Source organism: Sphingobacterium sp. 18053 (assembly GCF_902706145.1).
In the GTDB taxonomy this organism is placed as follows: Bacteria; Bacteroidota; Bacteroidia; order Sphingobacteriales; family Sphingobacteriaceae; genus Sphingobacterium; species Sphingobacterium paramultivorum.
Genome location: NZ_CACSJW010000002.1, coordinates 33820 through 57241, shown reverse-complemented (window position 1 = coordinate 57241; position 23422 = coordinate 33820). Strand labels below are relative to the sequence as shown.

At 38.8% G+C, this 23422-nt stretch carries 18 protein-coding genes; 7 read left to right on the top strand and 11 right to left on the bottom strand.

Annotated elements, in window-relative coordinates:
• Positions 1 to 3 precede the first annotated feature (3 nt).
• The 8 genes from nuoK to GVK91_RS04350 all read right to left on the bottom strand — a co-directional run bounded on the left by nuoK (position 4) and on the right by GVK91_RS04350 (position 6934).
• Positions 4 to 312, bottom strand: coding sequence for an NADH-quinone oxidoreductase subunit NuoK (gene nuoK / locus GVK91_RS04385; protein WP_075994232.1), 309 nt, complete (start codon positions 310 to 312; stop codon positions 4 to 6).
• Complete coding sequence (locus GVK91_RS04380; protein ID WP_159727217.1) at positions 309 to 851, bottom strand: NADH-quinone oxidoreductase subunit J; 543 nt, start codon at positions 849 to 851, stop codon at positions 309 to 311. Before GVK91_RS04380 ends, nuoK begins: the two co-directional genes overlap by 4 nt.
• A gap of 3 nt (positions 852 to 854) precedes the next feature.
• Positions 855 to 1418, bottom strand: coding sequence for an NADH-quinone oxidoreductase subunit I (locus GVK91_RS04375; RefSeq protein ID WP_046672765.1), 564 nt, complete (start codon positions 1416 to 1418; stop codon positions 855 to 857).
• Between the two features lie 3 nt (positions 1419 to 1421).
• On the bottom strand, positions 1422 to 2495 hold the full coding sequence (gene nuoH, locus GVK91_RS04370) for an NADH-quinone oxidoreductase subunit NuoH (protein WP_153845663.1): 1074 nt from the start codon (positions 2493 to 2495) through the stop codon (positions 1422 to 1424).
• A gap of 250 nt (positions 2496 to 2745) precedes the next feature.
• The gene (locus tag GVK91_RS04365; protein ID WP_153845662.1) at positions 2746 to 4032 is read right to left on the bottom strand and encodes a citrate synthase; all 1287 of its coding nucleotides are present in this window, start codon (positions 4030 to 4032) and stop codon (positions 2746 to 2748) included.
• A 191-nt stretch (positions 4033 to 4223) separates the two neighbouring features.
• Entirely contained in the window at positions 4224 to 4469 is a 246-nt protein-coding gene (locus GVK91_RS04360) for a hypothetical protein (RefSeq protein WP_120333696.1), read from the bottom strand.
• Between the two features lie 81 nt (positions 4470 to 4550).
• Positions 4551 to 5558, bottom strand: coding sequence for an SPFH domain-containing protein (locus GVK91_RS04355; protein ID WP_159727215.1), 1008 nt, complete (start codon positions 5556 to 5558; stop codon positions 4551 to 4553).
• Between the two features lie 5 nt (positions 5559 to 5563).
• Positions 5564 to 6934 (bottom strand): hypothetical protein, encoded by a 1371-nt coding sequence (locus tag GVK91_RS04350; protein WP_159727213.1) that lies wholly within the window; start codon positions 6932 to 6934, stop codon positions 5564 to 5566.
• Positions 6935 to 7270: 336 nt separating this feature from the next.
• On the opposite strand from GVK91_RS04350, the gene GVK91_RS04345 reads away from it, so the two are divergent.
• Positions 7271 to 7633, top strand: a complete 363-nt coding sequence (locus GVK91_RS04345; RefSeq protein WP_075994224.1) for a BlaI/MecI/CopY family transcriptional regulator — start codon at positions 7271 to 7273, stop codon at positions 7631 to 7633.
• A 4-nt stretch (positions 7634 to 7637) separates the two neighbouring features.
• Positions 7638 to 9959: a M56 family metallopeptidase gene (locus GVK91_RS04340; RefSeq protein ID WP_159727211.1), complete on the top strand. Its 2322-nt coding sequence runs from the start codon at positions 7638 to 7640 to the stop codon at positions 9957 to 9959.
• A 110-nt stretch (positions 9960 to 10069) separates the two neighbouring features.
• Here GVK91_RS04340 and pth read toward each other — a convergent pair whose 3' ends face one another.
• The 3 genes from pth to GVK91_RS04325 all read right to left on the bottom strand — a co-directional run bounded on the left by pth (position 10070) and on the right by GVK91_RS04325 (position 12789).
• Complete coding sequence (gene pth / locus GVK91_RS04335; protein WP_159727209.1) at positions 10070 to 10633, bottom strand: aminoacyl-tRNA hydrolase; 564 nt, start codon at positions 10631 to 10633, stop codon at positions 10070 to 10072.
• Between the two features lie 82 nt (positions 10634 to 10715).
• Positions 10716 to 11312 carry a 50S ribosomal protein L25/general stress protein Ctc gene (locus GVK91_RS04330; RefSeq protein WP_153845657.1) on the bottom strand — a complete coding sequence of 199 codons (597 nt, stop codon included), beginning with the start codon at positions 11310 to 11312 and terminating at the stop codon, positions 10716 to 10718.
• A 520-nt stretch (positions 11313 to 11832) separates the two neighbouring features.
• Positions 11833 to 12789, bottom strand: coding sequence for a ribose-phosphate pyrophosphokinase (locus GVK91_RS04325; protein WP_153845656.1), 957 nt, complete (start codon positions 12787 to 12789; stop codon positions 11833 to 11835).
• Between the two features lie 802 nt (positions 12790 to 13591).
• Here GVK91_RS04325 and GVK91_RS04315 point away from each other — a divergent pair.
• The 5 genes from GVK91_RS04315 to GVK91_RS04295 all read left to right on the top strand — a co-directional run bounded on the left by GVK91_RS04315 (position 13592) and on the right by GVK91_RS04295 (position 23422).
• On the top strand, positions 13592 to 16606 hold the full coding sequence (locus GVK91_RS04315; protein ID WP_153845655.1) for a DUF2723 domain-containing protein: 3015 nt from the start codon (positions 13592 to 13594) through the stop codon (positions 16604 to 16606).
• 150 nt (positions 16607 to 16756) lie between these two features.
• Positions 16757 to 18157: an APC family permease gene (locus tag GVK91_RS04310; protein WP_227550148.1), complete on the top strand. Its 1401-nt coding sequence runs from the start codon at positions 16757 to 16759 to the stop codon at positions 18155 to 18157.
• Between the two features lie 246 nt (positions 18158 to 18403).
• Positions 18404 to 18967 (top strand): bifunctional pyr operon transcriptional regulator/uracil phosphoribosyltransferase PyrR, encoded by a 564-nt coding sequence (gene pyrR, locus GVK91_RS04305; RefSeq protein WP_075994219.1) that lies wholly within the window; start codon positions 18404 to 18406, stop codon positions 18965 to 18967.
• A 96-nt stretch (positions 18968 to 19063) separates the two neighbouring features.
• Positions 19064 to 20002 (top strand): aspartate carbamoyltransferase catalytic subunit, encoded by a 939-nt coding sequence (locus GVK91_RS04300; protein ID WP_046672752.1) that lies wholly within the window; start codon positions 19064 to 19066, stop codon positions 20000 to 20002.
• 381 nt (positions 20003 to 20383) lie between these two features.
• Entirely contained in the window at positions 20384 to 23422 is a 3039-nt protein-coding gene (locus GVK91_RS04295) for a tetratricopeptide repeat protein (RefSeq protein WP_075994217.1), read from the top strand.

The following is a 23422-nucleotide window of genomic DNA, read 5'->3' as shown; positions in this document are numbered from 1 at the left end:
TGCTTACTTGTCTTTTAATTGGTTTATCTCATCCGGATTAATGGTTTTGTAATGTCTATAAACATTTAATACGATAGCCAATCCAACAGCGACTGCGGCCGCGGCAAGAACGATGGCAAATAATGCAAAAATTTGCCCACCATAACTCAATTTATCATATTTTCCAAAAGCAACAAAGTTCAGGATAGCTGCATTGATCATCAACTCAATACCGACCAAAATCATAATTGCATTTTTCTTGGAAAGAACGGTATAGAGACCAATGCAAAAGATGCAGGCACTGACAACTAAAAAATGCGTCAGCGTAATCATATTGTACGCTCCTTTCTGGATAAATGTGAGGCTCCTATCAAGGCCATCATCAAAAACACGGATATGATTTCAAATGGCAATACATAAAAAGTCATAAAACGTAATCCGATCTGATGAATATTATTGTCTGTTGCAACAATCTCGGTGTTATTTTCTCTAGCTTGTAAAATCCACGTAGAAGGGGCTTGTTGCCATTCAATAATGCCATATAGCATTAGGAACAGGAAGCCAAGCACTACTGGAATAGTCTGCCATTTGGGTATGCTTAAGAATGAACCGCTGCTATCTTGGAGATCTTTTAAAAGCTCTTTATTGGAAAGCATAAAGGCAAATAACATCAATATGAGCACGCCGCCAACATAAACCATAATTTGTGTAATGGCCACGAAATCGGCTAAAGCAAATAGGTAAAGTCCTGCCATTGCAAATAAGACAATAAAAAACAGGAATAAAGCACGCGCAATATTTTTAAGATTGACGAGCAAAAGTGCTGAACCGATTGCTAGGGTAGCAAAGGCGTAGAATAAAATACTTTCCATCTTTTATTTTTGCTTTGCTGCCTCCTTTTCAGCTTGAAACTTGGTCCATTCTGCTTTACGTTGTGCAACCTCGCTATCGGTCATATCTGAAAAACCATAGATAAGATCAGTCAGTTTTTGTGAGCTGCGGTCATATTCGTTGGTCATGGTAATACATTCTGTCGGACATACGACAGTACATAGCCCACAATACATACATTTAGCCATATCAATGTTGAATTTGGCCGGGTATAGTCTTTTAACGCTACCATCTGAGGTTTTTCCAATCGCTTCCGGTGATTTGATGGCTTCGATTTCGATGCAGTCGACAGGACAAGCCTTTGCGCATAAATCACATACAATACAGTCCTCGATATCGACTTGCAGTTGATAGCGGGCAACCTCGGGGATAGGCATTTTTTCACGCGGATATTGAACAGTAACAATACCTTCCTGCTGATCAAAGTAGTTATCCTTTTTAATATTTAATTCCGTTCGCGAACGTCGGGCACCAAACAAGTGTTTAACAGTCAAAGATAAACCCTTGATTGCCGTACGAAATGCATGCGAAGCCGTTTTAAATATCATATCCTATGCTATAACTAAAATTCGCCAAATTGCAGAAATGGCCATACAAATAAAAGCCAACGGTGTCAATACTTTCCAACATAAACTCATCAGTTGGTCTGCACGTAACCGAGGTAATGTCCATCGAATCCACATTTGGATACCGACAATAAATAATGATTTTGCTAAGGTCCAAAATATTCCCCACACTAAGCCTGTGGTCCAATCGGCCAAACGTATCACACCTATGTTTGGTAATGGTGTATTCCAAGCTCCTAAGAAGAGGACAACCCCCAACATCGAGACCAAAAACATCATGGCATACTCCGCCAAAAAGATAAAGGCAAATTGTATCCCGCCATATTCCGTATGGAAGCCACCGACCAATTCAGATTCGGCTTCCGGGATATCAAAGGGAGCACGATTACATTCGGCAAGGGTTGCGATAAAGAATATGATGTAGGTGATAATCAAATGTGGGGCCTGAAAAATATTCCAGGCGAAGAGGCCCCCAATCTCATTGACTTCCCAAAGACCTAAGAATTTAATGCTTCCATTGGTTAGGATGCCTTGCCCAATAGCTATTTCATTCAAATTTAGGGTTTGGGTTAGCATAACGACCGTAATCAGCGAGAGGCCTACCGGAATTTCATAGGACACCATCTGTGCTATGGCACGCATGGATCCTAATAAAGAATATTTGTTGTTAGATCCCCAACCAGCCATTAAAATGCCCAAAGCATCAATGGAGATTATCGCCATTATGAAGAACAGACCCGTATGTGTATCCGCTGGAATAAAATCTTTGGCCCATGGAATAACGGCAAAACCTGTAAAAACAGCCACGAAAATAACGATAGGAGCAACTCTAAAGAGAATTTTATCGGCCGATGAGGGGGTAATTAATTCTTTTTGTAATAATTTGAGAATGTCGGCGATCGTTTGGAGACTGCCATACTTTCCTGTTTCCATCGGTCCTAGACGATCTTGTACAAATCCCGCGATCTTTCGCTCGGCATATACTGCAAACAAGGTGAAAGCTGCTATAAAGGTGAAAATAGCAATGGGAACCAAGATATGTAGTATTGTTTCTAACAAGTCTTATTTATAATGATTTTTAATAAGAGACCAATGAATACGCAAACTTAACGAAAAACAGGGAATTTAGATAAGGAAAAATTAAAATATACTTAACAAGTAGATTATCGTGACAATAGCGTAACGACGAGTAATCATATATTATTCGAGTGGGTGGTTTCAGATAGCTGTAAAGCCATTCATGTTAGCTCGGGTGAAAATAAAAAAGCACCCCGAAGGATGCTTTTTTAGGATATAAATCGAAATCGGATTAACGATTTGAAAATTCAACGTAGTCGCGTTCTGTGTGGCCAACGTATACTTGTCTAGGACGACCGATAGGCTCTTTGTTTTCGCGCATTTCTTTCCATTGTGCAATCCATCCCGGTAGACGGCCTAAAGCAAATAATACGGTAAACATATCTGCTTTGAAACCTAATGCACGGTAGATGATACCTGAATAGAAGTCAACATTCGGATAAAGTTTTCTGTCGATGAAATATTGGTCATTCAATGCTGCTTCTTCGAGCTTTTTAGCGATATCCAATACCGGATCTTGAACGCCTAATTTCTCCAAGATATCATCACATGCTTTTTTGATAATCTTAGCACGAGGGTCGAAGTTTTTGTAAACCCGGTGACCGAATCCCATTAAACGGAAAGGGTCGTTTTTATCTTTTGCTTTAGCAAGATATTTTTCAGCATCACCACCATCATTTTTAATGGCCTCCAACATCTCGATTACGGCTTGGTTTGCACCACCATGTAATGGTCCCCATAATGCATTGATACCCGATGCAACGGATGCATAAAGGTTTGCATTGGATGAACCAACGATGCGAACAGTAGATGTTGAACAGTTTTGCTCATGATCAGCATGTAAAATCAACAATTTGTGCATGGCGTCAATGACAACAGGATCAAATGTTTTTTCATCATTCACTTCTCCAAACAGCATGTTTAGGAAGTTGTCAATGTAACCAAGGTTATTTTTTGGATAAACAACAGGATGACCTAATGATTTCTTTTGAATCCAAGAAACGATTGTTGGCATTTTTGCCAAAAGATTGATGATCGTTTGATCTTCTTCTTCTTCTGTTAAGTTTGGATTTAAAGATTCTGGATAAAATGCCGACAATGCGCCTACTAAACACGAAAGTTGGCCCATTGGGTGAGATTTGGATGGGAATCCAGCGAAGAAGTTTTTCATATCTTCGTGAATCATCATTTGCTTTTTGATGTCAGCTCTGAATTTTTCCAATACCTCTTTTTTTGGAAGCTCTCCATAAATCAACAAATAAGCAACTTCCAAGAAAGTCGATTTCTCTGCCAATTGTTCAATTGGATATCCTCTATATCTCAATATGCCTTTTTCGCCATCAAGGAAAGTAATCGCACTTTTCGTTGCACCTGTGTTTTTGTATCCTGGGTCTAACGTAATAAATCCGCTTAGATCTCTTAATTTGGAAATATCAACTGCTTTTTCATTTTCAGTACCGACAATGACTGGAAGGTCATACGAAGTACCGTCTAAATTTATAGATGCTTTATCTGACATGTTTATATATTATCTTATATCTGATTTGTTATGCTAATCTCACAAATTTAACTATTTGATATTTAAAATTGAAAGTTCTTTTGGAATTAAAATGACATGATTGCGTCATTTTGGATAATATTCACTAATTATTTACTTAAATAAGCAAATAATTTATTCAAATTTAACATTATCTTATTTTGCAAAAAATATCAATCTATTTTTCTTTGTGCAACCTTTCCTTTGTCTTCGTAGTTGCCCTGTTTACCCGATCCAAAAAAGGGTAGTATGACAAAACACACCAGAATAATGGACGTTAGTGTCAGAATTCCTGTAGTCCACAATATTTTGCTGAAGTTCTCTGCATCCAATAGCTTAATGCCCCAAAGTCCCAGTAGGAAATAGGTGGCAACGAAAAGTATCACCAAGGTGAATAATATACCGAATATGTATTTCATAGCTGAATTAATTTATGTGTTATGAATTGATTCACCTCGGTATAATTGAGCTGAATCGTCAGATGAATATCCCCGCATGCGTTATATTTTGTTGAGGATCTGTTTTTTTAGTGTATCGAATTCTTCTTGGGTAATGATGTTCTCACGGAGCAACAGCTGCAGCTTTTGAAGTTTCTCGACAAAGTCGCCCTCTTGCTGAATATGATCTTTAATCTCCTCTTTTTGAAGGTCAAACTGTTTTCCGAGTTCCATACCGACGCCCAGCTGTGCCCCTACACCGGCGATTCCCCCTTCATTTTTAGCGGCATCACGGAGCGCACGTAGTTTTTCTAATTCAACATAGCTTAGACCCGCCTGTTGTGCCGCCTGATTTTGTGTGCTTAAATCGGCGATTTCTCCAATTCTTCGTTGTGTATTGGGATCAAATTGAGTTCCTAAGATTTTGAAATCCGTAATGTCGAGACCAAGGTCATTAAAATCTTGTTCAACCGCAGTCTTGATGTCGTTGGATAACAGTCCCAGTTGACTGTCAATCTCATTGTAACCCAGTTTTTTTTGTGCAATCTGCGCAATAATTTGTTGTGGGATCCGATTATTGATGATGTCCTGAATGACAGCTGTGCTAACCGTATTTTGATTAGCTACAATGTTTTTATAGAAATGTACCGGTTCCTTGATGAGGTAAGAGAACGTACCATTCAAGCCGATTTCTATTGGTAAATTGTAATGGGGGTCGATGTATTTAATAGGTGTCCCCGTTCCCCAGGATTGATTGACGATAGCGGCTGTGCGAAAAAAGTAGATGTAAAGCTTATGTTCGGATTCAAAGTTCTGCCGCAAACGCGCTAAAGTGGTAAAGAATGGATGGTTGTCCGTTTTGAGGTTGTACGTTCCCGGTTCAGTCAACAGGTTTTCACCTTTTCCTTCATAGACAAGGATGCAACCCTGCCCTGGAGCGAGGATCAGCTTGCTGGAATTTTTGATCTCATTCCTTTCGGATGGGAATTTATACCACAATAATCGAGGGTCTTGGTTTTTCCACTCGATGACTTCAGAAAGCTGGTTGTTAAAAAGATTAAATAGTCCCATAGTGTTTAATTTAGTGTGTCGAATTTGGGGTTATACCCTTCAAACTTGTTGATTTGTTTGCCGCTATTATCAAAATAATAATAGTCGCTGGCTCCCTTTATAATAAAACCATCTTTGAGGAGGCTCCCATTTCCATACATGGATTTAAGGTCTGTGGTCACTGTTTTTTGTATTGCGCCTGTTGCCACATCCAATAGTTGGATCTGGAAAGGGTCGTCTTCAGCAGGCGTTGGTTTATACGCAATGAGTAGCGTTTTGTCATTCTGCGCAATGATTACGGGCTGAAAGTAAAGTCTTCCTGGCGTAAAGTCTTTGAAGCTGATCAGACGGGCGCCTTTAAATTGCCATGGATTAATCAATACCTTTTTATAAGGATCGCGGTCGGTGAATATGCCCGACCCGCCATAGTCTTTATCCCAGGAAAATCGCGGGCTATCTTTTGGGAATCCATATTGATATTGGTAACTGTACTGGATTAACTGGATTTTTTCTTCTGGATAATAACTGGATTTACTTGAAAAGGTAAATTCCGTTTTTGTCGTTGGGTTGGGAAGCTTTTTCCTTCTTTCGTCGTACAGCTGTTTATCGGGAATAGATTTGTTAATCAAGGGATAATAAGCTAGGTTTTGTCCTTCATTGTTGACAATTTGATAAGCCGAACCATAGTCTTCGTATTTAAATTCAACTTTAGCGATGCCTGTGCTTAAAGATGGTGCATCTTTTACATAGTTCTCAAGGACACTTTTATACGTGAATGTATTTCTGTCCAGCTGATAAATATATTTGGATTTGACGATGATATATAGATTCTGGTCTTCAAATACCTGAAGTTTGACGTCGCTGCTTGACAGTTCGACGGGAGTTTCCATCAAAGTCTTTACCCATTCTTTTTTACCTGTTTTGGGATCGAAGAGTCCGATATAAACTTTATTGTCCTTACCTTCGTCCATTCGTTTTCTGAAAGTTCCGACATTACCGACGACAACAACGTGTGGCGTATTATCTTTATCCAAAAATAGCGTGTTGCTTGCATAGTTCCATTCCAGTGGTTCGGCCTCTTCTTTTTTCTCTGCTGTATTGGAAGTGCTGTAAGTTGAATAATTGGGCGCTGGCTTTTTGGAAAAAATAGCGCTTAGGGCTCCAATGACAAACATAAGCGCAATAAAGCCTACAACAGCAAATAATACAATCCGTATGGCTTTATATTGATCTTGGTTGTTGCGTGGGTAGTTATAGTTGTGGTTGATATTGATGTCATCACTATCCAGAAAAAATTCTGTTCCACAGCTATCACATTTGTAATAATCGGGGCGTAATGTGGTGATTTTTATACTGCCACAATGCGGACATTTGATCGCTTTGATATTTTTAGCCATTTATCTTTCTTGTATTTGTTTTAAACCATCTCCTTTTGGAATGAACAGTGCGACTGATTGCTATCAATTTTATACAGTGGAAATTCTTTTTTTTCAATTGATGAAGCGATTTATGAATGAATTTAGAATTAAAATAAACGTATCGCAAATTTTCTGCCAGCTAACTTATATTCGTCGGATTTGAGTTTAAATACGCAAGAAATGAGCCACTTCTTTTTTGGGAGGGTTGAGGAAGGCCTTATTTTGGGAAAGATCCGAAAAGGAACGAAAAAATATTTTTTGTATTTACGAATTATTCGTAGATTAGTGATAGATTAGAAAAAGGAAGATAAAGACATGGAAAAATTAACAGCACAGGAAGAGCAGGCAATGCAGTCCATTTGGAGCCTCAATGGAGGTTTTATAAAAGAGATCTTGGATAATGTAAAGGGCGAGAAGATGCCTTATACGACTTTGGCTTCGACAGTAAAGAATCTGGAGCGTAAGGATTTTGTGAAAGCAGTACGCTATGCCAATGCCAAACGCTACGAGCCGATGGTGAGTGAGGAAGATTATAAGGCCAAGTTTATGAACTCCTTTGTGGGCGATTATTTCAAAAATTCCTATAAGGAGATGGTTTCCTTTTTTGTACAGGAAGAAAAACTGACGGCCGATGAGTTAAAGGAGATCATGGATATGATTAAGCATAATAAATCTTAATGGCATGGAAAGTCTACTAACCTATATTATACAAGTCAACCTGTTGTTGGGTATTATCTATCTGGGATATATTGGACTGTTGAAAGGCTTGACGTTCTATTTTTTAAATAGAGCCTACTTCTTAGTAGGGGGGCTATTTGCTTTTCTGTATCCGTTTTTGGATTTAAAGTCTTTGTTTGTACAGCGTGGATTGAGTATTGGGGTCGTAGGCGAGCGGATTTCACTTTATATTACGGAGCCGGAGGTTCAACAGCAGCTGACGTTAGGAAGGTTGGTGGAAATCGTGTTTATGGCCGGTGCTGTTGTATTGTTATTAAAATTTGTATTTCAATTATTGAGCTTATTGCGAATTCATCTGAATTCGAGGTCCGATCAATGGCGGACTTATCTATTCCGGAATGTGCTTATTCCTATTGTTCCATTTTCGTTTTTGAATAAAATCTATGTCAATAAAGGACAGCATGTTGATGCTGAACTAAAAGATATTTTTAAGCATGAAGATATTCATGTGAAAGGCCTTCACAGTCTGGATATTTTACTGTTTGAAATGATATTGGTGTGTTGTTGGTACAATCCTTTCGTCTGGCTCATGCGCAGGGCCATTCGCCAAAATTTGGAGTTCCTGACTGATCAACAGGTTCTCGATAAAGGAATTGACAAGCAGACGTACCAATACAGCCTATTGAATGTGTCCAAAAAGGGCACTTCAGTAGGGTTGAGTAATCAATTTAATTTTAAACTTTTAAAACGTCGTATTATGATGATGAACAAGAAGCGATCATCGAAAATAGAGCTGAGTAAATACGCCTTTCTTTTACCGGTATTTTTATTGACGGGAGCAGCATTTACGGTAAGTAAAGCGGAGGGTAGTATTGAGGGGGTAGTTGAGAAGGCAAATGAGACAGTATTACCTATTCAGTTGCCAACAGCTGATTTAAAATCTCAGGAAGATCAATCAAATAGGAGCTCTATTGCGTTAGCGGATACTGTGGCTAAAGCAAATCAGGTGGAGGCGAGAGATTTTAGGGAAATCAAAAGATCTGCTATTGATTTCTCAAAAAATCAAAAGTATTTTGTGGATAATAAATTGGTCTCCAAGGCAGAATTTTTGGCTATTCCTGAAGGAAAACTGGCGAAGTACTGGTTTTCGAATGATAGTGATATGATCAAGTATCGGACGAAGTCTTCAATTGATATTGCTGGCGGAGCAATCTTGGCCAATACTGTTGAGATGCAACAACATTCGGATATAGCGCAAAAAAAATTACGTTGTGTCATGAATGGTATTGTGCAGGAAAGAACTTTTACTGTGGATGATATCGATCCAAATGCTATAGCATCAGTCTCGGTATTACAGGGGAAGGCTGCTATTGAAAAGTATGGTGAAGATGTTGGGAAAGACGGTATCCTTGAAGTGAAATTGAAGGAAGGAGCTCATATTGGCAAAGATATGACCAAACTCAAAGGGCTTACGATAGGGGTGACGTATCGTGATGATCAGCTAACGAATGATAAGTCAACTGATGTGGTGTATGTTATTGATGGCAAGAGAGCAGATCAAAAAATGGTGAAGGAGCTGGCGCTGACGCCGGATGGAATTGACAATATAACGGTATTAAAGGGAGCGTCTGCGACCGTTAAATATGGATCAGATGCAGAGAATGGCGTTATATTGATTACGACAAAAAAATGGGCCCGTGAAAATCCGGATAAAGTGAGTGATAAAGTGCGTCCAATTGGACAGGATGATAAAAAGGGGGATAATGTTGTTACCGTCGTTGGCTATAAGAATGACAACAGAGCGGATGATAAGATTAGTTCGACGATTGGTTCTAAGAAAAACGAAGGACAGAATGACAAGGTTGTTACTGTTGTTGGTTATAAGAAAAGTGAGAAATCAGATGACGCGAAACTGGATGTTTTTTCGGATAAATCAAAAAGGATAAGTTCTAACGCGGTAATGGGATTGTTGGGGAATAATTCAGCGAATGAGTCTATTGGTACTGATTTTCCATCTGTTCGTGTTCGTGGCTATGATGGAAAAGTCAAGCCATTGCTTGTGGTTGATGGGACGGTTAAGAGGGAGACCAGTTTGGAAAAACTTGATTCGAAGGATATTGAATCAATAGAGATTTTGAAAAATGCAAGTGCGACTGCGTTGTATGGAAATGCAGGCAAAGATGGTGTCATTATCGTTACGACCCGGAAGAAAGTAAGTGAACAGAAAAACGATGAGCAGGCTAATGGGAAATTAAAAGAGAAGGTAAGCGGCACGATTAAGATGGAGATTGAAAAAGAAAAGGCCCGGGCAGAAAGCAGTAACTAATGTAAAGTTCTCTGAGTAAAAAATAAAAAAAGACCGATTTAAATCGGTCTTTTTTGTTATAAATCAATACCAATATAAGGCACTACATTAATGAGCTTTAGAAACGTTTACTATTTTGTATTCAAATTTGTCATCGTCAGCTCGATGCCGATATTGACAAAACTCTGGATCATTTTAACGGAATGGTCAATTAAAGCCGGTAGTTCAGCTTGTTCCTCTTTGTCAAAAGGGCCAAGTACATAATCTACTTGTCTACCTTTTGGGTAATTATCGCCAATACCGAAACGTAAGCGCGGATAAACCTGTCCGCCGCAAAGCTGCTCAATGGATTTGAGCCCGTTATGACCGGCGCTACTTCCTTTGGGTTTCATCCTTAGCGAACCAAATGGAATGGCCAGATCATCCACAATCACCAATACATTCTGAATAGGAACTTTGCATTGTTGCATGTAGTAATTGACGGCCCTGCCGCTTAAGTTCATATAAGTCGTAGGTTTAATCACAGTGACATTGTGCCCCCTTTGTTTAAATTCGCTATAATAGGCCAACTTGAGCAAGGAGAAACTGGCGCCAACCTGTTTAACAAGTTCATCGGCAACCATAAAACCTATATTATGCCGTGTATCGGCATATTCACTGCCAATGTTGCCTAATCCAACGATAAGATAATTCATGCTGCAAAAATAGAAATTTTAATAAACAAAAAAAGCACCGAATTTCGGTGCTTTCTGCAGTATTTTAAAAATCTTGTTCAGATTATTTTTTACCACCTTTAGTTGCTTTAGCTGCTTCTTGTTCAGCTTGACGCAATGCACGAGACATGATTACTGATACGATTGTATCATCAGCATTGTTTAATACTTTTGCGTTTTCCAATTGAATTTGACCTACACGAACTGATTTACCAACTTCTAAAGATTCCATTGGTACTTCAATGTCTTGCGGCAAGTTTGCAGGTAATGCTTTTACGCGTAAATTACGTAATTTTTGAACTAATTTACCCCCCATTTTTACACCTGGTGAAGTTCCTGTTAATTTGATAGGAATATTTAATGATATTTCTTTGTCATCAAATAATTCTAAAAAGTCAACGTGAGTAACTAAGTCAGTTAATGGGTGGAATTGTGCGTCTTGAACGATAGCTCTTTTAGTTTGACCTTCAATGTTTAATTCAACAATGATTACGTCTGCAGTGTAAAGAACTGGTTTCAAATCAGCTGCGGATACAGAAAGAGCTGTTTGCTCTGTACCACCGTAAAGTACTGCTGGTACTAAACCTTGGTAACGCAATTCTTTTGCATCTCTTTTCCCTACGTTCTGTCTTACAGAACCGCTAATAGCAATTGATTTCATCTTTTAATTTTTTATAAATTTGAGGTGCAAAGATAATCTAATTTCTGATATTATCAAAAAAATACGATCGATATTAGCTCGGAAACAGGCACTTATTCAATGTGTTCAATTTTTCTGTGTTCATGACTATACTTATTCAATGCTGCTTGTTTACCCTAATGTATGACCAAATTAATACCATTTCCTATATTAAAACTGGAATAGGACTCTCTTAGTAGGGGTATAACAGGGGGTTAGCAGGGCTTTACCCCTGTTATACCCCTGCTAACCCTCTGTAAATCCCCTGTTATTGTAGAATTTGGTATCAATCAATTGCTAACTTATATACTCGCTTATACTCGATAAAAAGGGCTATTCGCCTATGGTTAAAAGATAAGAACCAAGCGGAAGTGCACTTTTAAATGTTTGTTGTTTTTTGGGAGAAGGTGGGGTGGTGGCGCAATACAAAAAAAAGACCCTGGTCGTTGAGCTGAATGCTTTCTGTACCAGGGTCCAATATCTAGGATCTAAAACTCAAAGATTACTCTACTTCAAATAAATTAGAGATTGAAGAGTGTTGATTTACACTTGTGATTGCTTTTGCAAATAAATCAGCCGTTGATAATACTTTGATTTTGGTCGATTGTTTTGCTTTTTCTGGATCCAATTGAATGGTATCGGTTACGATCATTTCTGACAATACTGAGTTTTCAATTGTTTCATATGCCTTTCCGGACAACACAGCATGTGTACAAACGGCTCTTACAGATTTTGCACCATTTTCCATGATCAATGCCGCTGCTTTTGAAAGTGTACCAGCCGTATCACAGATATCATCGATCAAAACCACATCTTGACCAGTTACATCGCCGATAATTGACATTGATTCGATTTCGTTTGCACGTTTACGACGTTTGTCACAGATAATAACTTCTGCATTGAAAAATTTAGCAAAGGTACGTGCTCTGTATGAACCACCCATATCTGGTGAAGCAATCGTTAGATTTGGAAGTTTTAACGATTTGATATAAGGAACAAAAATGATAGAGCCATCCAAATGGTCAACAGGGATATCGAAAAAACCTTGGATTTGTGCTGCGTGCAGGTCCATTGTCATGATACGGTGGATACCAGCTGCAGTCAACAGATTGGCGATCATTTTTGCGCCAATAGCAACTCTTGGTTTGTCTTTTCGATCTTGTCTTGCGAAACCAAAGTAAGGGACTACCGCTGTGATATAATGCGCTGAAGCTCTCTTCGCTGCATCTGTCATCAATAATAATTCAAAAAGATTGTCGGTAGGTTGGTTGGTAGATTGGATAATGAATACATCGCTTCCGCGAACTGACTCATTGTAGAAAGGTTGAATCTCACCGTCGCTAAAACGTGACAATGTTTTGTCTCCTAGTGGTTTCCCGTAAGATTGTGCGATTTTTTCGGCTAGTTCTGTAGTGCCAGAACCTGCAAATAGTTTAACCGTGTTGAATTGCAAAGGCATGGTTTTGTATATTTATGTTGGGTTATTGTATTGTCGTTTATTCAATATTTTTATTCCCTTACTGTTTTTTAAAGTTAAACATTAAAAAAAATGGATTGTTTTCACAATCCATATACGCTTAACTTTAAAAGTTGTCCGACCTGGATTCGAACCAAGACAAACAGAACCAAAAACTGTTGTACTACCCTTATACTATCGGACAATGTCTCTAAAAAGTCAACGTTTCCGTTTTTCTCTTTTTGACGACGCAAAGATAGAGATTTGTTTTAAAAATCAAAATGTAAATTTAAAAAAATCTAAACCCTTTTATAAATAATAAGCCTTGCATATAACGCAGAAAAGGCTTGCATTTGCAAGCCTTTTCTATTGTTTGTTGTCCGACCTGGATTCGAACCAAGACAAACAGAACCAAAAACTGTTGTACTACCCTTATACTATCGGACAAACAATTCAAAGGTGATTGTTATCGTGATGATCTCGTTCACATTTGATGATGCAAATATACGGACTATTCTCATTTCTGCAAATAAAAATGAACTTAAAAGTGTATTAGGGCTGATTTTCAAAGAAATAATTTTTGTTTTGATTTGAAAAGATATGCGCGCTAAGCTTTTTTATCGAGATGTTGGCCCACAAAAGTACATGCGTGCTTTTGGGAATGCTTTCCTTTCAGCCAATATTGGATCGCGTAATGAAATTTTTTCAATTAATATGTGTTAAAAAATCAGAATAAAGTTCATTTCTTATTAACTTATCCTTATTTTCGAGCCGTATTAATAATACTTTTTACAGTTATCATTTTATGAACTATACTAAAATCAACAATCTTTTAGGATGGATATGTGCGCTAATAGCAACTGTAGCGTATGTCATGACTGCCGAACGATCGACGAGTTGGTGGGACTGTGGCGAGTTTATCGCTTCAGCCTTTAAACTTCAAATTGTGCACCAGCCAGGAGCACCTTTATTCTTAATGATTCAAAATATATTCTCAAACCTTGCTGGTGGAGATGTTACACGAATTGCTTTCTGGATGAACGTGGGATCTGCGGTATGTAGTGGTCTGACCATTTTGTTTTTATTTTGGACAATTACAGCTTTAGCAAAGAAAATCGTTGTAAAAGGTGTTGATGGATCATATACATCAACCGATTTAATCAAAATATTCGGCTCGGGCGCTGTTGGTGCACTGGCTTATGCTTTTACGGATACATTTTGGTTCTCAGCAGTAGAGTCCGAAGTATATGCCATGTCGTCTTTATGTACAGCCGTCGTATTTTGGGGTATTCTAAAATGGGAAAACCATGCCGATGAAGCTGGTTCGGACCGCTGGTTGATCTTTATCGCCTATGTGATGGGACTTTCTATCGGGGTGCACTTACTGAACCTTTTGGTGATTCCGGCAATTGCTTTGGTGATTTATTTTAAACGTTCAAAAACTGTAACATCATCGGGGGCGATCAAAGCTTTTTTGATCGGTGTCGTTGTTTTGGCGTTGATTTTATGGGGTATTATTCAATACACCGTGAAAGCGGCAGCATATTTAGATCTGTTCTTTGTGAATAGCTTGGGAATGGGCTTCGGAACTGGATTTAACCTATTCATGATTTTAGCGGTAGCTCTTTTTGTATATGGGATCTGGTATTCAATCAAAAAGGTCAAGCCGATGCTAAACCTGATCTTAATCAGTGCAGCATTTATCATTTTTGGTTATAGTTCCTTTGCCATGATCACGGTGCGTGCCAAGGCAAATCCTACGTTAAATAACAGTGATCCGGATAATGCGTTTTCTTTTGTGAGTTATCTTGGACGTGAGCAATATGCAAGTGAGCCTCTTTTAAATGGACCTACATTTGATGCGCAAGTGGTTGATGCCGAACCTACGTATACATATCGAAAAGATAAGGACAAGTATACCAAGGTGGAGAACGGTATGGACTATAAATACGATAAAACGATGTTTTTCCCTCGTGTTTACAGTTCACGGGATCAAGGACATATCGAATATTATCGTGATTACTTAAAAATCCCGGAAGGCCAGTCGCCGACTTTTGGCGATAACTTGAAGTTCTTTTTCAGTTATCAGATCGGACATATGTACGGCCGTTATTTCTTATGGAATTTTGCCGGTCGTCAGAATGACCAACAAGGGCAGGGCTCATTTACCGAAGGTAACTGGATTTCAGGTGCTAAACCTGTTGATGAGTTGCATGTTGGTGGACAAAATGCCATTCCAGATTCTTTGAAGACTGACCCTTCGAATAACAAATACTACTTCTTGCCTTTGATTATTGGTTTAATCGGTGCCTTTTGGCATTTTGGAAAAAGACAACGCGATGCGGGAATTGTGGGTCTGTTGTTTTTCTTTACAGGATTAGCAATTGTATTATATTTAAATCAAAGTCCACTTCAACCACGTGAACGTGACTATGCGTATGCAGGTTCTTTTTATGCCTTCGCCATCTGGATCGGGCTTGGTGTTTTCGCTATTGCGGATTATCTGAGCAAAAAAGTGGATGGTAAAATTGCAGCTGGTGCCGCTACAGTAGCCTGTCTATTGGGAGCTCCAGTATTGCTAGGCTTCCAAAACTGGGATGATCACGATCGTTCGGAGAAAACAACTGCCCGTGATCTTGCTAAAAACTATTTGGCGTCATGTGCGCCCAATGCTATTTTATTTACTTACGGTGATAATGATACCTATCCTTTATGGTATGTTCAGGAAGTCGAAAATTATCGTCCGGATGTACGTGTCGTAAACTTAAGTTTGTTGAGTTCGGACTGGTATATGCGCCAGATGAAACAAAAAGTGAATCAGGCAGATGGTTTACCGATCAATATCGATGATGAAAAGTTCAAGAAAGGTGTTCGCGAAGTGCTTTATTATCAGGATATGAAAGTTCCAGGACATGTGGATCTGGATTTGATCATGCAGATTTTATTGTCTGACGACCAGAAGAACAAATTGGAATTGAGAGGTGGTAAGTTTGAAAACTTCCTGCCAACCAAAAACTTTAGCCTTCCAGTGAATAAAGAATCTGTTCTGAAAAATAATGTCGTTCCTAAAGCTTGGCAAGAATCTATTGTCGATACCATGAGCTGGACCTACAATAGAAATTATATCTCTAGAGCTGAATTATCTATCTTAAACGTGTTATTGAATAACGATTGGAAACGTCCAATTTATTTTGCCGCAACAGTTCCAAATGATAACTACCTTGGTTTAGATAAATATTTGGTGCAAGAGGGGTTTGCCTTGCGTTTGATGCCAATTGCAACTCCTGCCGGAGCAGAAGGTACATTGGTTGATACACAGTCTGCTTACAAAGACATTACTACGAAATACCAATGGGGTAATATGGCACATGCTTCTTACCTGGATCCTGAATCTTACCGCATGATTACCATGATTACAAATACTGTAATGGGTGGTACAGCGACACAGTTGATGATGGAAGGTCATAAGGATGAGGCGCGTAAAATCGCTGTTGAAACCTTTGAGAAAATGCCAAAACGTGTTTATTTGATGCGTGATATTTTAGGCTATATTCCAATTGTCAATGTGTTGTATGAAACTGGTGAAACGAAGCGTGCGAATGAGATTGTAAACCGTAACTTGAAGTTTATGACCCAAAATATGCGTTGGTATCAGGATATTGCCCAAACGAAGCCAGAACTTGAATATTCCAATATTGGAACAGCTTTGCGTGCTTTGGGTGCCTATAAGAGTATTTTAGCCTCTACCTCGGAAAAACAATTGCTACAGCAAGTGACCGATTTAGAAAAATCGTATAAACAACAATATGGTGTTGAGTAACAATTAGAGACATCATTTTAACCGAAGGAGCTGCCCTTTACTACAGGTATTCGAAAAGGAAAAACACTTTTTGATGCGATGTAGGAAAGGGCAGCATTTTTTTTGATTATTTTTTCTTAGCTTAACGCCATATAAAACCAACCTTAAGTTATGATGAAACGTCAATTAAAATTGTGGGATGCAGTTATGCTGGTCATGGGATCGATGATCGGAAGCGGTATTTTTATTGTATCGAGTGATATGATGCGGCAGCTGGGATCCGGATATTGGTTGGCGATAGTTTGGTTATTGACCGCATTAGCAACTGTTGCGGCGGCAATCTGCTATGGCGAGTTGTCGTCTATGTATCCAAAGGCTGGCGGGCAATATACCTATCTGACAGAAATATTTGGGAAGCCAATCGGCTTTTTATATGGCTGGAGCTTATTTACTGTCATTCAAACGGGAACGATAGCAGCTGTAGCTGTTGCCTTTGGTAAGTTTACAGCCTACCTTATTCCGCAGCTAAATGATGCAACACCGCTATTTCAGCGTGGAGAGTTTAAGATTACCTGGATACAGATTGTTGCTATGGGTGTTATTATTCTCCTTACTTTTATTAATACAAGAGGGATCAAGAGTGGGAAAGCTGTTCAATCTTTCTTTACTTCAGCAAAAATCATTGCGCTGATTTTATTGATTTTAGGTGGCCTTTTCTTGATTAAAGAAAATCATTTTTCAGAAAATATGGCTTATGGCTGGGACTCTTTTCAAAATTTGAAAGGAGCAGGCTGGTCGCAGATCTCAGGAGGCGTACTGATGGGGGCATTAGCTGCTGCCATGGTAGGTTCTGTATTTAGTAGTGTGGCCTGGGAAAATGTAACGTTTGTTTCCGGTGAGATCGTCAATCCGCAGCGTAATGTTGTTCGGGCATTGGTTATCGGAACTAGCTTGGTGATGTTGCTCTATATAAGTTGTAATTACATTTACCTGGCGGCATTAAATAGAGAGGAAATTGCTTTTGCGGCAAATGATCGTGTTGCCATAGCGGCGGCTGAAAAAATATTGGGACATAGTGGCACGGTAGCGATGGCGATTTTGGTCATGATCTCGACCTTTGGTTGTGTTAATGGACTTGCACTGTCCGGAGCGCGTGTTTTTCAGACCATGGCAAAAGATGGATTGTTTCTGAAGCAGGCGATTCCCAATAACAAATATGATGTGCCCGCGCGATCGTTATGGCTTCAGGGAATCTGGGCTTCCTTACTTTGCCTGAGCGGACAATATGGCAATTTACTGGATATGATATCTTTTGTTATTGTCATATTTTATATGGTCACAGTGCTAGGTGTTATTATTCAGCGTATCCGGAGACCCGATTTGGAACGTTCTTATAAAACCTTCCTCTTTCCGATTACACCAATCTTGTACCTGTTGATAGGTACCGTATTTTGTGTATTATTAATTATCTATAAGCCACAATATACCTGGCCCGGCTTTATACTTGTATTAATCGGTGTACCGGTGTATTTTTTTGCACGGAATAATAAACGTGCCAAGCTAGATGAATAGTCTCTACCTATAGCATTTCGATTTCAGGGAATTTGCTGTAAATGATTGGCAATTCGTATTGTATATAACTTCAAAATCTGTTAATGTGCTAGAATAATTGGTTTGTAAATTTCCCTGAAAGGAAGATATTCTTTGTTTAAATCACTTTTTGTTATTGTGCCAGTTGGGTGCAAATATTGAAATTAATTGCCCTTCATGGCTTCGTTTTTGTTAAAAAAAGTGTAGCTTTGCTCAAACATTCCCATAATGAAACAGTCGATTTTATTAGACGGACCAAAATTTCAAATCACAATTCAAAGACTATGTCGTCAATTGATTGAGAATCACGGTGATTTTTCAAATGCTGTCGTCATAGGTATTCAACCCCGAGGAACTTTCTTAGCGAGACGTATCGTCAAAGAGCTTGAACAAATGATCGGAAAAGAGATTTTAGTTGGCGATTTGGATATTACCTTTTATCGCGATGACTTCCGTACGAAAGGGAATACTGGTCCAATCTTAGCAAATAGCACAAATATCAATTTTATTGTAGAAGGTAAAGAGGTCATCTTTATAGATGATGTCTTATGGACAGGACGTACTATTCGTGCGGCAATGGATGCTGTACAGGCATTTGGCCGTGCAAGAAGAATAGAATTGCTTGTTTTGGTCGATCGCCGCTTCTCTAGACAGATCCCTATTCAGCCTGATTATATCGGAATACAGGTAGATTCTATTGATTCACAAAAAGTAATTGTTAACTGGAAAGAATCAGAGGATCAGGATAGTATTATCTTGATTACAGAAAAGAAGACGTCAGCTAGCGATTAATAGCGGTGTCATGACGATACTAGAGGTTATTGGTGACCTTTGGAAACAGGCACTTTCAATAAAAAATGATTAGTAAATATTTGAATATACTATAAAATGTCATCTGTAGCAGAACAATTAAGTACCCGCCATTTATTGGGGATCAAAGATCTAAATGAGAATGATATCCAATTGATCCTGGATACAGCAAGTAATTTCAAAGAGGTATTAAATAGACCAATCAAAAAGGTTCCGTCGTTACGGGATATTACGATTGCCAATGTGTTTTTTGAAAATTCAACGCGGACACGTCTATCCTTTGAACTTGCTGAAAAGAGACTTTCTGCGGATATCGTGAATTTTGCGGCATCCTCATCTTCAGTAAGTAAGGGTGAGACACTCATCGATACGGTGAACAATATTCTTGCAATGAAGGTTGATATGATTGTGATGAGACATCCATACGCCGGAGCTGGGGTATTTCTAAGTAAACATGTTGATGCACAAATTGTCAATGCAGGTGACGGAGCACATGAACACCCTACACAAGCTTTACTTGATTCATTTTCGATCCGTGAACGCTATGGTGATGTAGCTGGTCGTAAAGTAGCTATCGTTGGGGATATTACGCATTCACGCGTTGCCTTGTCGAATATCTTATGTCTTCAAAAGCAAGGTGCAGAAGTGATGGTTTGTGGTCCGACCACACTAATTCCTAAACATATTACATCATTGGGTGTAAAAGTAGAGCATGATTTGCGAAAAGCGTTGAACTGGTGTGATGTTGCAAATATGTTACGGATTCAATTGGAGCGTCAGGATATTGCCTATTTCCCTTCCTTAAGGGAATATTCCATGCTATATGGATTGAATAAAGAGATTTTGGATTCTTTAGAGAAGCCAATCACAATTATGCACCCCGGGCCAATCAATCGGGGGGTCGAAATCACATCGGATGTCGCGGATAGCGAACATTCAATTATTTTGGATCAGGTTGAAAATGGTGTTGCTGTGCGCATGGCTGTCTTGTATCTATTAGCAGGGCAACGCGGATAGTCGAAATTGGTTTTGACGTGCGTTAATGTACGTATGAGACTAAATAGCACTGTTTTCAAATGCAACAATAGTATGCCTGACTTTATTTTTTGTCGGGCATATTTTTTGTGCAAAATTTCCGTTATAATACGGGGTTATTCACAGATGTTAATAACTTTTGTGTAAAATAGCTCAATTAAAGTATAATTTAGTAAAATGAATAAAACTATCTCCCTGAGAAGTGGAGATTTGAATTGATTTTCAATAAATTTGGGGCTATCTTAAAGCCTTTAATGGCAGAGAGGCTTTCGATAAATTTGCTTTGAAATGCGAATTTATCACGGTTTGGAGGGAGATTCATTTACATTTGCAGATAAATAACATATTAAGGTTTCACATATTATGTATAAGAAGATTTACCAGGTGGGAGTTGCATTAACCGTTATGGCGACGCCAGCATTAGCGCAACAGACAGAATGGCAACAAATCAACAAGGCGTACAAAACAGGGATGGAATTGTATGAACGCGGAAAATTTAGTTCTGCTTCAGCCCAATTTGACCGTGTTGAAGCTTTGCGGACAAAATCCAACTTGCAATTGGACGAAACAGAGGAACTGTCTTTGTTGAAAGAGAACGTACGGTATTATCAAGCGGTTTGCGCACTGGAATTGGGCGAATCCGATGCCGAAAACCGTTTTCTGAAATACATTAAAGATTTCCCTGTCAGTGCAAATGCTAAAGCAGCTTATTTTCAAATCGGTAAATCCTATTATGCTAAAAAAGATTATGTTAAGGCCTTAGAGTGGTTTAACAAGATCGACAGCAAAAATTTAGCAGGTAAAGAAAATGTAGAATATCGCTTTAAATATGGATATGCTTCCTTTATGACAAAGGATTATAAAACGGCGAAACCATTATTTGAAGGATTGAAAGATCAGAAAACTGAATTTCAGGAAGCTTCAATCTATTATTACGCGTATCTTTCTTACTTAGACGCCGAGTATAAAACGGCGTTGAATGAATTTGAGCGCCTAAATGGATCTAAACAATTCGAAAATAGTTACCCTTATTATATTACTGCTTTGTATTTCTTGGATAAACGCTACGACGATGTGTTGGATTATGCGTTGCCAATTTTGTCGCGAACAAAACAAGAAAATGAAACAGAGATGTTCCGTATTATAGCGGCAACATACTTTATCAAAGGTGATTTAAAAACATCAAAAGAGTATTACGATAAATTCCAGGCACAAGACCAAGGTAAGACGCAGAATAATCAGGATAGCTACCAAATCGGTTACATCGCTTACAAATTGAAGGATTACGATAAAGCGATCACTGAATTGGAAAAAATGACTGATCCTGACGCATATTATCAATCTGCGATGATTACTCTAGGGGATGCTTTCTTGAAGAAAGGCAATAAGCAATCTGCGCGTAACGCATTTTTCCGTGCTTCGAAATTGGATTTTGATCCAGCAATGCAAGAAGAAGGCTTATTCAACTATGCTAAGCTTTCGTATGAATTGGAATTCCACCAAGTGGCTTTGGCTTCGACACAAGAATACCTGAAAACGTACCCAAAATCGAAACGCTTAGAGGAAGCAAAAACTTTGCTTGCTGAAGTATTGTTGAGTACAAAAAACTACCGTGAGGCAGTTGATATTTTGGAATCTATCCCTAAACGTGGAAAAGAAGCAAACGCAGCTTATCAAAAGGTGACCTACTATAGAGGTTTGGAGTATTATAATGAGCGTGCTTTTGAAAATGCAATTTCCCTATTCATGCGCTCTGAAGAGTTTCGCTATGACGAGGAAATTTACGCTTTAGCCACCTATTGGAAAGCGGAAGCAATGTACGAAGTGCGTAAATACGGTGAAGCGGTTACAAATTTCAATAAATTCCTACGCTTGCCGGGAGCTAGTAAAACTGATGTGTATGGGTATGCCAATTATGCGTTAGCCTATGCGGCTTTCCGTAATGGTAACTACAGCACGGCGGCAAATTACTTCGAGCGTTTCTTAGCGTCTGGTGGTTCGAAAGGAATAGAAATGAATACACGTAATGATGCAATTGCACGCTTAGGTGATTCTTATTTCTCTTCGAAAAACTACGGCAGAGCATTAACAGAATACAATAAGTTGATCTCTTCTAAAGCGCCTAGTCAGGATTACGCGTTATTCCAGCGTGGTATTATTCAAGGTTTACAAGGGGATAACAATGGTAAAATTTCAACATTGAATGCTGTTATTGCACAATTCCCGAGTTCTAATTATGCTGATGATATTGCGTTTGAGATTCCTTACACACGTTTCTTGATGGGAGAAAGTGATCAGGCAATTGCTGGCCTTCAAACAATGGTTGAAAAATATCCGCGCAGCAGTTATGTGCCACGTGCTTTGGTGACGATTGGTCTAGTTCAGTATAATCAAGATAACAATGATGCTGCATTGGCAACTTTCCAACGTGTAGTCGACCAATATGGATCAACAGATGAAGCAAGACAGGCCATGCGGTCAATTGAGAACATCTATTTGGACAAAGGCGATGCAACAGGGTATATCAAATATGCAACTGGAACAAACTTAGGGGATGCGTCGAAATCTGAACAAGACTCACGTTCATTCTCGACTGCCACAACCCTATTCTCGAGAGGAAATTACCAAGGGGCGGTGGAAGCTGTAAATGCGTATTTCGACAAATTTCCGAAACCAAATCAAGAGAAATATGCGCGTTTTGTTCGTGCTGAAAGTAACGCAGCTTTGGGCAATACAGAAGATGCACTACATGATTATAATATTATCTTGAATGACTGGACATCTCCTTATACGGAACGCACGTTGATTTCGGTGTCAAATTTGTATTTGAAACAAAAGAAATATAACGAAGCAACACAGTTGTTGAAAAAGCTGGAGCTTACTTCTGAATACAAGGCTAACTATGGTTTCGCAATAAATAACCTAATGGTCTCTTATTTCCAAATTGGGGATTATAAAGAAGCATTAAATTATACCAATGCTGTCAAGAACTACGAGAAGTCTTCGGAAGAGGAGATCGCAAATGCATTCTTGTATGCCGGTAAATGCTATGTGAAGCAGAATAAGAAAACTGAGGCAATGAAAGAATTCAGTTTAGCTGCATTGAAGAGCCGTACAGTATACGGTGCCGAAGCAAAATACAATGTTGCGGTACTACAATTGGAAAATAAACAATACGATGCTTGTATCAAAACAGCAATGGATCTATCCGATAATTTCTCTTCGTACGAATATTGGGTGGCGAAAAGCTTTATTACCATGGCTGATGCTTATGCAGGTAAAGGAGATTCTTTCCAGGCGAAAGCTACACTTGAATCGATTGTGGATAACTATGATGCGAAAGATGATATTTTGCCAGCAGCAAAAGAACGTCTAAATAAATTGAACAACAAAAAGAAATAG